The organism is Colwellia sp. RSH04 (assembly GCF_003545765.1).
GTDB lineage: Bacteria > Pseudomonadota > Gammaproteobacteria > Enterobacterales > Alteromonadaceae > Colwellia.
Genome location: NZ_QXIO01000004.1, coordinates 362,152 through 377,257 on the forward strand (window position 1 = coordinate 362,152; position 15,106 = coordinate 377,257).

Consider the following 15,106-nt stretch of genomic DNA (forward strand, 5'->3'; position numbering starts at 1 on the left):
TATGAAATCAGAATGTTATTACTGTTAGATTTCGCTGTACCAGCAATATAATCACTGGAACTTTCATTAAACGATTAAAAGATAACCACAACCAATTAAGTAATATAGGTTCAACCTATATCCACAAGATTTGAGATTAGAGAAGATTCTGTATTTACTGCGGTTGAATTAGCGCGATATTATCAGCGTAAATTTACCTAAAAGGGAAACAAACGTTTCCCTTTTTAATGATAGTGTTAGTGTATTTTTACTTATTTAACCTTTATATTCTTTTACGGATAAGCAAACACATTATAAACAAAATCGAAAAGCTTAATGAGCCACCCTCGCTGCTTTTGTCAGCAACCTTGTCTGGCTCTTCAACAATAGGATTTTCTACCTTAGAATCGCCTAACGATAACACGTCGATAAAAATTTCATCAACAAACGCCCACCAATCAGCTGAATTAGCCGGATAACCATTTACTGTTATAGCAATAGTCATCTTTTGCTCAGGTAAATACATCATAATAGACTTGTATCCACCAAGCGTTCCAGTATGACCAAAATGAAATACATTTTGTACTGTCCATAAGCGTGTTCCTAGTCCGTAGGCTACATCTTGCTCGCTTGGCGAAGACATGGCGGCGATCGAATCGGCAGATAGGATGTTTTGTGTAAATACATTATGAATAAGCAAGGCTAAATCGTTCGGCGTTGCCACAAAATTACCTGCAGCACCTATAGCACTTAAATGGTACTCGTAGGCCCTATTGTTTTCAGCTAATCCGTATATAGGCAAAGTAGCAGTGCTGTAATTATCAACAAAAATATTATTAAGCGCTAATGGAGCTGTTAGCAAAGTGTCAAAAGCATCGGCTAATGTTTGTCCAGTAATAGATTCAATGAGCAAGCCTAGAATGTAGTAGCCTGTATTGGAATAATTGGAACTTGTGCCCGGTTCAAAATCAGCACCATATTGCTCGGGATAGCTTAAAATTTCTGCCGATGTCCATACTTTATTGGGCTGTGCTAAGGCAATATCAAAAAAGTTATTAGCCCCGTTAATATGATCATAAACACCTGCACTGTGATTTAATAATTGCCGAATAGTAATCTTGTCTTTATTAGGTAGATTATATAATTCAACATAATCAGAAACTCTATCATTAAGACCAAAATGCCCTTGTTCATGTAACATCATCACCATAATAGCAGTTAGATGTTTTGACATGCTAGCCAACCGAAATAAATGCGTTTCGTTAACTTCAACTTGTGAGGACATTATTGCAATGCCTTTCGTAGCTGTTATTGAAGTGCCATCTTCTAGCACTACAGCAACAGATAAACCGGGTACAGCTAGCTTCTCAAAACTGTCATTGATTGTAGCATTTAATTTTTCCTGTATAGCATTGTTTTCAAAAGCAAATAACGAACTAGACAAAAGCAGTATGCTGATATTTAGTGTGATTGTAATTATTTTATTCAAAGTACACTCCTTAGCTTTTTGATTTTGAATATAACAAATCAATTTTTTGCCGCCCCCCCTAAGTAGGTAGTTTCAAATGTTAATTGGATTCGAATAAAAATTTAATTGCTTGATAAATAGGTGAAGTGTTAACAGTTACTAATCGGTTTCAACGATAGTTACTATCTCGCTCGTATGAATGCGATGAAATAAGATCAATTAATAAGTAAACATGACTAAACACATTGTAGATAAAAACAAAGTCACCTCTCAACTAAGACTAATAATGGAAGTATATATGTTAAAGAAGTCACTCAAATTAAGTTCTTTTTTACTCTTTTTACCACTGCTACTTAACTGTGGGGGTGGAGGAACAGAAGAAAAAAAGACAACTACTGATGCCTATCAAATTGAATGGAATAATCTATCTGACACAACCTCTTTACCTACTGGCGTAGAATTTTACAGTGCCAAAATAGAAGGTACTGGCGGTTCTGTGCATTATCTAAAGTTAGACTTAATAAATGATGCATTAGAATTACGTGCTATTAGCGTCCCACAAAGTCAAAACCTAAATGAGTTTGTAAAAGAAACTGGCGCTATTGCTGCAATTAACGGCGGTTATTTTTCGGGTAACACTTCATATTCTGCAGTAATAGATAATTTTAACTATTTTGCTCGTAATGTTACTAGCCTTAATAGAAATTCTAAAGCTTATCCAGTATTGCGTAGCGGACTAACAGTATCGGCTGATAATACTGCTGAAGTGAATTGGATTTATCAATTTGATCAGTCTGGTGAAGTATATAAATTTGAAGCACCATTAGCTTATGCTACTGACGATTCAACCCCTTTGCCTGTGCCTGAAAAAGATGATGGAACCGCCTTTATGCCAAAATTAGTAATCGGCGGTGGGCCTACATTAGTCAAAGATGGTCTGGAAAATCTTTCCTACGCCGAAGAGGTATTTTGGGGTTCAGGGGTTTTCTTAAATGATTTAAGACCAAGAACAGCAGTATGTGTTACCGCTGATCAACATTTAATTATGCTAGTAGCAACACATTATAAAATCAGCGCTTTACCCAAATTTCTAATCAGTATTGGCTGTGAAAATGCGATGAATTTAGATGGTGGAGGTTCTTCTGCTATGGCTACGTTTGACACTGAAATATATAACCAAAACCGTGCAGTACCATCAGCCTTAGTCATTGTAGATAAAAATACATATGCTCAATAACTCTTTTTGGAGCACCAACAAGTTACAAAACATAATTTTTTTAGTGTTGGTGCCTCTTTTTTTATTTACTACTTTTACCCTCCATGTCACAAATAGTCAGATTAAAACAATAGGTAAAGCAAATATTAGCCAACCTAATAATTGGCAACATATTTTAATTTTAAATGACATTAACGGTAGTTATGGTGACATTGGTTATAGTGACACCATTAAACGCCTTGTAAACCATGCTATAACTGCTTGGCAAGTTGAATTGGTTGTATCACCAGGCGATCTAGTTGCTGGACAATCACTAAATTTAACTGAGCACAATATTAATTCTATGTGGCAAGGTTTTCATCAGCAAATTTTGTCACCTTTTACTAAAAAAGGTATTCCTTTTGCCACAAGCTTCGGAAATCACGATGGTTCGAAATACTTAGCTAAAACTCAAGCTGAAATTCATACTGAAAACAAAGCTAATCAGCAAGGTGATGGTAAAAGTCATCAACAACAATATAAATATAGCTCAGAGCGTAATATCGCCAATCAATTTTGGTTAAATAATCAACCCAAGCTTAATTACCTTTATAAAGAGCATTTTCCTTTTTTTTATAGCTTTGAATTTGCTAATACCACGTTTGTTATAATTGACGCTTCTGGCTTTCAAATGTCAGTACAAGAGTTAACGTTAATTGAAAATATGTTAGCTAATAATCAAAATAATAAACCTCTGATGGTTATTGGTCACTTACCCTTAACAGGTATTGCGATAAACAGAAATAAATTTGGTGAAGTATTGCAAGAAAGCGATACACTCATGGCTTTATTTAAGCAATATAAAGTAGATATTTATATCAGTGGCCATCAACATGTTTATTTTCCAGCACTTCATCAAGGAGTATTTTTACTGAACAGCGGAGGTACGCCGCCAAGATCCTTAGTAGGACAACAAAACCCACCACGTTCTAGCGTTACTGTTTTATCAATTAATACCGATAATCAGAAATTTCATACCACCACTTATGACTTAGAGACATTAAAAGTAATTGATGAAAGCAGTATTATAGGTCATGTTAAGGGTTACCCTTTTGATTTAACAAAATCGTTAATTCAAAGCAAACATTAGGAGCTGTGTAATCAAGCACAATTATTTAAGTGAAACACCCATGATAATTAATTGCAGCTTTTATTCTCCCAAAACCAACTTTTGGCGTGTCACTTGGGTGATTTGTCCTAAAATAGTTGCCTGTGTAGCACCAGTAACACTAGGGGCGTTAGCCACTTGGCCAGTAATACAACGATAACTTAACCATGCAAAGGCGAGGGCTTCCATATACTGACTTTCTATACCAATACTGTCAGTGGTTTCAATGTGCCATAAAGGTAATAAGCGACTTAGTGCGTTCATTAAGGCAATGTTTTGTGTGCCTCCGCCAAATACCAATAAGCTTCCAGATGCTTGTTGTTTCAATTCTTGGTTTAACTCTCTGCTTTTTTCTTGGCTGAGTGCTTGGTTTAACTCGTTAGTAATGCTAACTGCAGAGAGTTGAACTAAAGTAGCCATGATATCGGCATTTGACAGTGGGTGTGAAAGTGATTGCGAGTGAATACTCTCAAACTGTTCAAGCTTTTGGTTAAACCAAGCTAAATTAAAATATTCTCTACCGGTGCTTTTAGGGTGAGGTTGAGAAAAATAATGATCCGCTAATAAAATACTCAGCAGAGATTTATTTACCTTACCCGAAAGTGCGAGCTCACCATTTTTATCATAGGGCTGTGAGCATTTAGTTTGCATCCAGCTATCGAGTAACGTATTACATGGTCCTGTATCAAAACCTTTTAGCACCTTTTCACTGATCAGCGTTAAATTAGCGATCCCCCCTAAATTCAGTAAAACTCTATTTTTTGAAGGGTCAGAATTAGCTGAAGGTACGGTATTTTCAAATAAACTTTGGTGAAACATAGGGACTAAAGGTGCGCCTTGTCCTTGGAACGCGATGTCCATACCTCTAAAACCAGTTACACAGGTAATGCCTGTTTCTGCGGCGAGTACATTGGCATTAACTAATTGCATTGAAAAAGGGTGATCGCCAAAAGGATGGTGCAGAACAGTTTGACCATGGCAGCCAATCGCTCTTATTTGACAGGGTTCAAGTTGATAATTAGCCAAAAGTTGCTGAACGGCTTTAGCGTAGCTTTTAGTTAATTTTACTTCAAGTTGTCCTAACGTGATCAATTCACAACGCGCAGTTTGGCATAGCAAGAGTATTTCTGTTCTAAGACTTTCATCAAACGAACAGGACGTACCGCCGACTAGCACCGTGCTATTATGCTGTATTTTAGAGAGTACTACATCGATACCATCAACACTGGTACCTGACATAATACCTATGTATAAATTAGATTTAATGCCATTTAGATGACTGTTCACCTTATTTTTCCATGAATGGTCTTTGAACATTATTATTTTCCATATTATAACCAGTCAGGTAATTTATCTTTACTGATGAGCTCTTCTAATGTTTGTAATTCGCGGATAGTAGAAAACTGCGAATCTTTTACCATTATTTCTTGAATAAATGGGCGGGTATTGTAATTTGACGACATCGTCGAACCATAAGCGCCAGTGTCTTTAATCACTAAATAATCCCCCTGCTGCACACTTGGTATACTTCGTGACTTAGCAAAGGTATCCCCTGTTTCACAAACAGGTCCAACAATATCGTAAATAGCATTTTCCTTTTTATTAAGGCTTACAGGGAGTATTTGATGATAGGCGTCATACAAACTTGGGCGAGCAAAGTCATTCATACCCGCATCTAGAATTAAAAACTGCTTATCTTTGGTGTTTTTTATATAACTGACTTGGGTAATTAACGCTCCTGCACTGGCCAATAATGAGCGCCCAGGTTCAACAATAATATTACAGCCTAATGACGTTAAGTGCTGTTCAACCAGACTAGCGTATTCGTTAATATCGAAAGGCTCGTCTGTTTCAGCATCATAACTAACACCTAGCCCACCACCTATATCTATAATCTCTATTTCATGACCTTTATCTCTGAGTTGGCACACTAATTCCGATATTCTTTTGAATGATGCTTCAAATGGCTCAAGATCATTAATTTGAGAGCCAATATGCACATCTATTCCTTGTACTTGAATACCAGGTAAATTTGCAGCATATTGATAGATATCTAGAGTTCTGGTGTGTTCAATACCAAATTTGTTTTCAGCTTTTCCTGTTGATATTTTGGCATGGGTATTCGCTTCAATATCAGGATTAATACGAATAGCAATTTTGGCCGTCAGCTTTAACGAAACACATAGTTCACTGATATGTTCTAATTCGGCTTCAGACTCAACATTGAATTGTAAAATGCCACTCTTTAACGCAAATGAAATTTCTGATGCGGTTTTACCTACACCAGAGAAAACAATTTTATTAGCCGGTATACCTGCTTGTAATGCACGTTTTAATTCACCTTCACTCACTACATCGGCACCTGAGCCTAAAGAGGCTAGCACTTTTAATATTGCTTGGTTAGAGTTGGCTTTTACCGCATAAAAAACTTGTGCGTTTACTTTGTTTAATGCTTGACTAAGTCTCTGATAATTTTGCTTTATTTCGCTATAAGAATACAAATAAAAAGGCGTGGCTACTTTTTTAGTAAGATCGGTAATTGAGAGTTTTTCAACGTGAAAAGCATCTTCGACATAGTTAAATTGACAGGGGAATTGAGCCATGATTATTTTTTATATTAATAAAGAGTATGGCCATTATTGTTATTTATGCGCTGATGTATATTACTCATATGAGGGAAGCGTTAAAAAAGTAATTTGAATAATATGTTATAATATTCAAGAAATCGGTATGACATATGGATTGGGTTACAGTACTACCTCCTGTTGTTGCAATAATCATAGTTTTCTGGAAAAAAGAAGTGATACTCGCACTTTTATTATCTCTCTTTACTTCAGAAATTATTACCATATATTTAGTTGAAGAAGCGCATACCTTCTTTTTATTTGATGGCGTAATAGCCACTATTGATCAAGTCGTTGAAGTATTTTCCTCTCCGGGCAATGTGCGCTTATTGATGTTTTCAACCATTGTTGGCGCTTTAATGGCGTTAATGCGATATTCTGGCGGCGTTACCGCTACCGTAAAATTATTCATCAGCAAAGGTCTTGTTACTAATCAGCAACGTGCTGGTTTAGTCACTTTTTTTACTGGTGCGGTGATCTTCATTGAATCAAACTTAAGCGTATTGACCGCGGGGATAATTTCTCGAGGATTTTTTGATAAATTCAAGATGAGCCGAGCACGACTTGCCTACATAATTGATAGTACCAGCGCGCCAATTTGTATTTTAATATTACTCAATGGTTGGGGAGCTTATATTTTAGGTTTATTAGGTAATTATCAATTGCCTGAATCATCCATCAGCATTTTAATTTCGACAATCCCTCTTAATTTTTACGCGATATTAACCTTGATTGTGGTGCTTTATACCATTATCACTGGCAAGGTCTACGGCCCTTTAAAGCAGTCTGAAGAAACATTAACGATTAAAGATACCGAGCTTAGTAATGAAGTTGCAGACACAAAAGCAAGGTTTATGATCATACCGCTAATTACTTTGGTCTTTGGCATGTTAGCTTTTATGTTTTGGACTGGAAATGGCAACATAGTAAATGGGTCTGGCTCTTTATCTGTTTTATACGCCAGTTTGTTGGCCTGCCTTGTTGGTTATTTTTTAATGATATCGAGTGGCGACTTTACTCATCAACAGGTCATGGATATTGGCTTTAAAGGGATGAGTGAATTGCTCCCCTTAGTTACCATCGTTTTGTTATCGTTAGCATTAGGAAGTAGTTTGCAGGCTTTGGGTACCGGTGAATTCATCTCTGGTATAGTCGCAGATAACTTACCACTGTATTTGATTCCTACCATGTTATTTTTAGCAGGGGCGTTGATTTCGTTCACAACAGGAACATCTTGGGGAACTTTTGCTATTTTAATTCCTATAGGTATGCCGATTGTTATAAATCTTGGGTTAGACCCTGCGCTTGTACTTGCAGCAATAATGGGAGGCGGTGTCTTTGGTGATCATTGCTCGCCCATTTCAGATACAACTGCAGTCAGTGCTGTAGCCTCTGGTTGCGATTTATTAGAGCATGTTAAAACGCAATTGCCTTACGCACTATTTTGTGGAGTAATTACCATAGGCCTCTATATATTAGTTGGCTATTTCTTTATTTAGGCGCTTATAAAAATGAAAAACTGTATAAATATTGCTTTTGTTTTGTCTTTTACGATGAGCTTTTATTGTGACGCCAATCAATCAATCCCCAATGACTTTGTCACAATAAATACCTTTATTCCAGAGGCTCTATTCGATATAAAATATCATAGTAAAGACAACTTCGTTGGCGAAGTGATTGATGGTTACAATGCGGATAAATGTATTTTACATAAAGCTGCAGCAAACGCTCTTATGTCTGCATATCGCCAAGCAAGGGATGCAAAACTCAACTTAAAGATATTTGACTGCTATCGCCCTCAACGCGCTGTAAACCACTTTATTCGTTGGGTTAATGATTTAAACAATACGGCTACAAAGCACAATTACTACCCTAATTTAGCCAAAAATAGCTTACTTGGACCTTATATAGCTGCAAAGTCAGGACATAGTCGTGGTTCAACACTTGATTTAACCTTAGTAAAAAAGGTTAATGGGCAATGGCAAGAACTTGATATGGGCTCAGCATTTGATTTATTTGATCCCCTCTCTAATACAGAAAATAGCAATATTAGTGAGCTTCAAAGAAAAAATAGATTATTATTAAAAAAAATAATGATCGAAGCAGGTTTTTTAGACTATGACATGGAATGGTGGCATTTCACCTTAAAAAATCAAGCATACCCAAACCATTATTTCGATTTTGAGGTTTTATAGTTTCTAACTTCTCTTTTGGTTTTCTATCGCTTAAGGCGATAGTTTCCAACTTTTAATATCGAAACTCAATAATCATAATTCATGCATATTACATTAGTTTAAAAATATGCATGACTATTCATTACCTTTCTGCCACAGAGTTATTAACTCAATTTAACAATAAAAAACTATCTCCTGTTGATGTGGTTCATGCATATCAACAACGTTTTTTAGAAATTAACGATCACGTTAACGCGTTTAGCTTTACTTTTTTTGAACGTACACTTGAACAAGCAATGATTGCTGAACAAGCATATATCGAAAATACCGCAAAAACTCTCACGGGGTTAGCGATAGCAATTAAAGATGAAACGTATGTAACGGGCGAACCAATGACTAACGGTTCTTTATGTTTAAAAGATTATATTGCTACTTCTACAGATCCTGTTCCTGAAGCATTACTTAACGATGGCGCTATAATACTAGGTAGAACAACCACACCTGAATTTTCTACCTCATCAGTAACATGGTCAAAATTATGGGGGATCAGTCGCAACCCGTGGAATTTATCAATTACTTGTGGTGGATCTTCTGGTGGCTCAGCTATTGCTGTTGCCTCTGGCATGTGTAGTTTTGCCAATGGCACTGACATCGGTGGTTCTTTGCGTATTCCCGCAGCAATGTGTGGTATTTATGGTTACAAACCACCACACGGTAGAGTAGCTGAAATCAGCCCTTATAATATTGATCCCTACTGTCATCATGGTCTATTAACACGAAATTTAAATGATATGCTACTAGCATACCCTCGTATTAGAGGAGCAAACTGGAGGGACTCTCATTCATTTATTCCAGATATTAATCCTAGCTTAAAAAGCACTAAATCGATTAAGCAACTTAAAGTCGCAATATCCATCGATCTTGGATTTTATGAAGTTGATAACGACATCAAAGATAACTTGATTACAACAGCTAAAGTATTAGAACAGTCAGGCGCAATAGTTGAATATGTAGACATTAATTGGGATGAACAAGTCATACAAACAGCAAAAGTTCATCAACACGCTTTAATGGGACAAATATTAAAAAGAGAATACCTAAGCTCAGAAAAGTTTAACGACCTAACACCTTATGTTCAGCAATATTTAAAAAATGTTGCAACTACCACGTTAGATGATGTCTTTGACGCCAATATTCATGCGTGCAAAATGTGGGATGAACTTGCTCCTGTGTTTAAAGAATATGATGTATTGATTTGTCCGACCGTTGCCACATCAAATATTCCAGCAAACTTTGATTACAGTAAGGACCCTGTCTTTATTAATAAAAAACAAGTAGATGCCAACAAAGGCTGGTTTATGACCTATCCATTTAACACTTTAGGCCAGTGCCCTGTGTTAGCCATGCCAAACGGATTTTGTAACAATTCAGTGCCTAGCTCTATTCAAATTGTTGGACGTCCTTATGAAGAAGAACATATATTCACCGTAGCTCGTGTTGTTGAAGAACAACAAGTAAGCGACCTGTATACCACCCGTTTTCCTGAATTTACTTAATTTAGATGTTTAATATTCTTTTCTCTGACATTATTACTTTTCTGCAAGCTAGTTTTTTAAAGAGCCACTCATTAAAAACTAACGCGGGGATTATCTCTTGTTGCTTAGCTTTAAGTATCCAAGCTTATGCAAATCAACCTGTTAATATAGATAAGAAACAAAAAATCGCACAAGTTCCTTTTTATGATCAAAAGCAAAATAAAAAGCAAGGTTGGCGCGCATGCAATATTACTTCTTTCGCAATGGTTATCGACTATTTTGCCATCACACCTAAAAATAAACAGGAAACAAGAACACCTGATTACTTGTTTAAGCAATTTGGCATTAAACAAGACCCTATTGAGTTACAAGCTATGTTTAATAAGGTTGCGCAAGATGCAGGCTCACCGATTAGAGATGTATTTTATGAAAACGGTACTATTGAACAACTAAGAAAATTAGCCCGTAACGGACATCCCACTATTATTCACGGCTGGTTCACTAAGTCAGGTCATATCATGGTAATTACAGGATTTGACGGTGAAAACTATATTGTTAATGACCCTTATGGTAAATGGTTAGGTAAGAAATGGGCCGAATCTTCAATAGGTTATAATACCAATATATCGGGAAAAGCATTACGTTATGAAGCGAAAGCTTTTGAGCTGGCCATTAATGATAATGGCAATGGTGACGACTTATGGTTACATACTTTTATCGATACAAGTACTGACACGGAAAAGTAATACATTGCATATTTACGGCTCTTACCTAACCAATCAAACTATCGGTAAAACCGATAGTTTATAACTTCTATTAATGACAAAGTTCACTTAATCTTCGCTCATTATCAATAAATAACAGCTCATTTTATTTATGCAACAGTCCACTCCCTTAAGAATACGTCAACAGATACGTAATGGCACATTTACAAAGCCTACCTCTGGCTGTGCTCCTGGTTTTGTGCAGTGCAACTTAGTAATTCTGCCTAAAGAATACGCTGATGATTTTTTAACGTTTTGTCAGTTAAACCCTAAATCTTGTCCTTTAATAGCTATGAGTGAAAATGCAGGCGATTTTACGCTTGAAATATTAGGTGTTGATGTGGATATTCGCACTGACATTTCTTTATATCGAATATATGAAAATGGCGAATTAATCAGAGAAACAGCTGACGTGAAGAATATTTGGCAAAATAATTTTATGTTCTTTTTATTGGGATGTTCGTTCTCCTTCGAAGAAGCTTTATTAGCAGAAAACATAGAAGTGAGAAATATTTCTGAAGAAAAAAATGTGCCTATGTACAAAACTAACATTAGCAATAGCCCTGTTAATGACTTTAAAGGAGAGATGGTGGTTAGCATGCGTCCTTTAAAACCTCAAGACATTGAGCGTGCAAGTCAAATTTGTAGCCAATTCCCTAAAGTACATGGTGCTCCTATACATTTTGGTAATCCATTAGATATAGGTATTACCGATATTAATTATCCAGACTTTGGCGAGGCTGTCACCATTAAAGAAGGGGAAATACCTGTATTCTGGGCTTGTGGTGTGACTCCACAATTAGCCATAAAAAATGCCAAACCACCAATTTGTATTACGCATAGTCCCGGTTATATGTTGATAACAGATATTCCTAATACCAGTTTACGAAATAACATAGATATTCAGTAATTAAATTAAAGTAAAAAGTTAAGTTGAACAAAATGAAATTGAATTGTGACTTAGGCGAAAGCTACGGAATTTGGCAGTTGGGGCAAGATAATAAGTTGATGCCACACATTGATATGGCAAATATTGCTTGCGGTTTTCACGCGGGCGATCCAAGTGTTATTAACAGCACCCTATTATTAGCAAAAAATAACCAAACAGAAGTAGGCGCGCATCCAAGCTACCCCGACAAAGTGGGGTTTGGTCGTCGTTCAATGAAGTGTTCTACCAGTGAAATTATTGACTTCATGCATTATCAAATTGCAGCACTTGATGGTATGGCTAAAAACCATGGTATAACAATCAGCTATGTTAAGCCTCATGGCGCTTTATATAACGATATGATGAGTAGTAGCAACGTCGCCGATGCTATTTTTGAATCGATACACCAATATCATCGCCCTTTAAAGTTAATGTTATTGGCCACACCCGACCAATCGAGCTATCAAGATAAAGCCAAACAATACAGGATTGACTTAATTTTCGAAGCCTTTGCTGACAGGCGATACACCTCAACAGGTCACTTAATGTCGCGAGAGCACCCTAAAGCACTACTTAATAAACAAGAAATGCTTGAACAAGTAGAAAATTTAATCTCCAAAAAGGTAGTTATTAGCCAGTCAGGAGAGCCATTAGTCTTAAAGGTAGATTCTCTTTGTGTACATGGCGATAACGCTGAAGCTATTAATGTAATTAAACAACTGAAGTTATTATGCAGCAAATAATCAATTACCCGCACATAGAGATAGCAGGTGAAAATGCATTAATTATATATTTGTCTGATGAAGCTAATCCGAGCCTGAGCAAAAAAATTTCTCAGCTTAAAACAATACTGGCAGAAGAATTAAGCAACTGCCTTATTGAACTCATTCCTTCATATATCTCTTTATTAGTGATTTTTGATCCTCTAGTAAGCGATTATTTTGCCGTTAAACATACTATTTTTCAGCGTTTAGCCGTAGTTTTTGGTGAGCCAAATGAAACATCAGTCAATAAAAATATTATTGAAATTCCTGTTTATTACTCAGCACAAAGTGGCCCAGATTTATCAAACATTGCCAAGAATTCAGGGTTGACTGTAGAAGAAGTGATTAACATCCACCAGGAAAATACCTATCAAGTTTATGCCATAGGTTTCGCCCCAGGCTTTGCCTTTTTAGGTGAAGTAGACTCAAGAATTGCCATGCCTCGATTAAGTACTCCTAGAAAAAAAGTGCCCAAAGGCTCTGTCGCTATTGCTGATCAGCAAACTGCTATTTATCCAGAGAGCTCTCCTGGCGGTTGGAATTTAATCGGTTTATGTCCACTGACGCTTTTTGAGCCTAGCACAACACCTCATATACCTTATCAAGTAGGTGATAGCGTTAAATTTAAGGCGATTACCAAAGGCCAATTTTTAAAGTCTGGTGGTACGTTATGAGTGATATGGCACAAAATTATTTTACCGTCGCCACACCCGGCATATTATGTACCTATCAAGACTTAGGTCGATTTGGACAAGGACATTTAGGACTAACTACTGGTGGGCCTGCTGATAAAAGTGCCTTCATTTGGGCAAATAAATTAGTGAAGAACCCAATAAACACAACCGCACTAGAACTCAGCTTTGGTGGATTAAAGCTAATCGCTAATGCTTCAACTACCCTAACGGTTACAGGCGCTCAGGCACCTTTAACCATTAACGGTTGCCCTAAAGAGCTATGGCATAGCCATCGCGTGAATGCTGGAGACACAATTGAAATAGGTTTCGCCACGCTAGGCTGTAGAATTTATCTTGCAGTAGCAGGAGGCTTTTTAGTTGCCCCTCAATTTGGCAGTGTTTCAACTGTACTTAGGGAAAGCGTGGGCGGTGTTGATGGTCGTGCCATTGCAGCAAAACAATTACTTGCTATTGCTCCTGAGAAAAGAAAAACACCGCTACTGCGTTTATCTGAAAAAGACATTCCAACTTATTCTGAGTCATTAACCTTGAAGGTTATTACTGGCTACCAAGCGTCGCTATTCGATAATTACGAAACAACCAAGTTTTTTGCTAATGAGTACCAAGTCAGTAGCCAGTGCGATCGCATGGGATACCGCCTTAACGGTGCAGCAATTAATTCAAGCATCAGCAAAATGTATTCTGAAGGAATTTGTAAGGGGGCAATACAAATTCCTCCTGATGGACAGCCTATTGTTTTGGCAAATGACAGGCAAACAATAGGAGGCTATCCAAAAATTGGCTCTGTGCTTTCTCTCGATCTCAATTTTTTAATGCAATCGAATCAAGGTAGCAAGCTTAGTTTTGAACCGATTTCCATTCATTTAGCCCATAACTTATTGCATTTAGCCCATGTAAAAACCAACCAAACCGCATTAGTAAAGGTAGCAGACTAAATGACGATACCAAGCACACTTCCCCTGCTAGTAATAAGTCAGCAAGTAGAAACATTATTGGTGCAACGAAACTTGCGGGGTATGCAAGATGTTAAGCATAGCCTACGCTCAGGGTATTATTTACGCGCTGCAAAACAATTAATGCATTGCTCTGGCACCATAATAATAGGGACTGGTTTTCCTGTAGCAGGTACTTTTGAAACCGATGGGCCTGTAGGTGCTATCGCCCTTTACAATGTACTTAAATCATTAAATAAAAACCCAATTATAGTCTGTGGTGAGCCACTTTACGGCGCATTAAAAGGTGATTTTCAATGTTATCAATTACCCCTAAACAATATTGCCGATGCTGAGAGTCAAGCTAAAAAAGCCTTAGAAAAATTAACCCCAGATATCATCCTATCAATAGAAAGACCAGGGTTAAGTGAGCAAAATGGTTACTACAATATGCGCGGTGAAAATATTTCTAAAAACTGTGCAAGCTTTGACTTTTTTATGAAACTGGCAACTTGCCCAACTATCGCTATTGGCGACGGCGGTAACGAAATTGGTATGGGTAATATTCCCGAAGCAATTCGCCAATTAGACATCACACCGTCTACAACTCAATGTGATGAATTACTCATTGCAGACGTTTCAAATTGGGCTGCTTACGGCCTTATTTCTTTCCTTTCAATATGGCATAACAGGAATTTTTTAAGTGAAATAGCGCCAAAAGAAATTTTAACCTACTTGTCTAGTTTGGGCAGTGTGGATGGCGTAACTCGTCTGAACGAACTCACAGAAGACGGCTTATGCTTTACATGTGGTGAACAGCTTATTGCGCAATTAGAAAGTGTGTGTGGATTTAATGAATTAGGTATAAATAGAGAATAAT

At 37.0% G+C, this 15,106-nt stretch carries 14 protein-coding genes; 11 read left to right on the top strand and 3 right to left on the bottom strand.

All coding sequences use genetic code 11. The features are described from left to right. Positions 1–262: 262 nt before the first annotated feature. Positions 263–1,468 (bottom strand): serine hydrolase, encoded by a 1,206-nt coding sequence (locus D1094_RS09285; protein WP_182440141.1) that lies wholly within the window; start codon positions 1,466–1,468, stop codon positions 263–265. Between the two features lie 277 nt (positions 1,469–1,745). Here D1094_RS09285 and D1094_RS09290 point away from each other — a divergent pair, with 277 nt between their 5' ends. Continuing rightward, positions 1,746–2,684 (top strand): phosphodiester glycosidase family protein, encoded by a 939-nt coding sequence (locus D1094_RS09290; RefSeq protein ID WP_182440142.1) that lies wholly within the window; start codon positions 1,746–1,748, stop codon positions 2,682–2,684. Beyond that, entirely contained in the window at positions 2,674–3,792 is a 1,119-nt protein-coding gene (locus tag D1094_RS09295; protein ID WP_118959813.1) for a metallophosphoesterase, read from the top strand. Before D1094_RS09290 ends, D1094_RS09295 begins: the two co-directional genes overlap by 11 nt. 60 nt (positions 3,793–3,852) lie before the next feature. On the opposite strand, the gene D1094_RS09300 is transcribed toward D1094_RS09295, so the two are convergent. Beyond that, positions 3,853–5,127 carry an anhydro-N-acetylmuramic acid kinase gene (locus D1094_RS09300; RefSeq protein ID WP_118959814.1) on the bottom strand — a complete coding sequence of 425 codons (1,275 nt, stop codon included), beginning with the start codon at positions 5,125–5,127 and terminating at the stop codon, positions 3,853–3,855. 14 nt (positions 5,128–5,141) lie between these two features. Continuing rightward, positions 5,142–6,413, bottom strand: a complete 1,272-nt coding sequence (gene lysA, locus D1094_RS09305) for a diaminopimelate decarboxylase (RefSeq protein ID WP_118959815.1) — start codon at positions 6,411–6,413, stop codon at positions 5,142–5,144. Between the two features lie 134 nt (positions 6,414–6,547). Between lysA and D1094_RS09310 the strand changes: the two genes are divergently transcribed. The 9 genes from D1094_RS09310 (at position 6,548) to D1094_RS09350 (ending at position 15,105) form a co-directional block, all read left to right on the top strand. Continuing rightward, positions 6,548–7,933, top strand: a complete 1,386-nt coding sequence (locus tag D1094_RS09310) for a Na+/H+ antiporter NhaC family protein (protein WP_118959816.1) — start codon at positions 6,548–6,550, stop codon at positions 7,931–7,933. Positions 7,934–7,945: 12 nt separating this feature from the next. Further along, positions 7,946–8,629 carry a M15 family metallopeptidase gene (locus D1094_RS09315; protein ID WP_118959817.1) on the top strand — a complete coding sequence of 228 codons (684 nt, stop codon included), beginning with the start codon at positions 7,946–7,948 and terminating at the stop codon, positions 8,627–8,629. A 110-nt stretch (positions 8,630–8,739) separates the two neighbouring features. Beyond that, positions 8,740–10,164 carry an amidase gene (locus tag D1094_RS09320; protein WP_118959818.1) on the top strand — a complete coding sequence of 475 codons (1,425 nt, stop codon included), beginning with the start codon at positions 8,740–8,742 and terminating at the stop codon, positions 10,162–10,164. 5 nt (positions 10,165–10,169) lie between these two features. Further along, positions 10,170–10,889, top strand: coding sequence for a C39 family peptidase (locus tag D1094_RS09325; RefSeq protein WP_118959819.1), 720 nt, complete (start codon positions 10,170–10,172; stop codon positions 10,887–10,889). Between the two features lie 130 nt (positions 10,890–11,019). Then, on the top strand, positions 11,020–11,817 hold the full coding sequence (locus tag D1094_RS09330) for a putative hydro-lyase (protein ID WP_118959820.1): 798 nt from the start codon (positions 11,020–11,022) through the stop codon (positions 11,815–11,817). A gap of 32 nt (positions 11,818–11,849) precedes the next feature. After that, positions 11,850–12,578, top strand: a complete 729-nt coding sequence (locus D1094_RS09335; protein WP_118959821.1) for a 5-oxoprolinase subunit PxpA — start codon at positions 11,850–11,852, stop codon at positions 12,576–12,578. After that, entirely contained in the window at positions 12,566–13,273 is a 708-nt protein-coding gene (pxpB, locus tag D1094_RS09340; protein WP_118959822.1) for a 5-oxoprolinase subunit PxpB, read from the top strand. The genes D1094_RS09335 and pxpB overlap by 13 nt, the downstream gene beginning before the upstream one ends. Next, positions 13,270–14,229: a biotin-dependent carboxyltransferase family protein gene (locus tag D1094_RS09345; RefSeq protein ID WP_220452538.1), complete on the top strand. Its 960-nt coding sequence runs from the start codon at positions 13,270–13,272 to the stop codon at positions 14,227–14,229. The genes pxpB and D1094_RS09345 overlap by 4 nt, the downstream gene beginning before the upstream one ends. Then, positions 14,230–15,105, top strand: a complete 876-nt coding sequence (locus tag D1094_RS09350; protein ID WP_118959823.1) for a DUF4392 domain-containing protein — start codon at positions 14,230–14,232, stop codon at positions 15,103–15,105. Position 15,106: the final 1 nt, after the last annotated feature.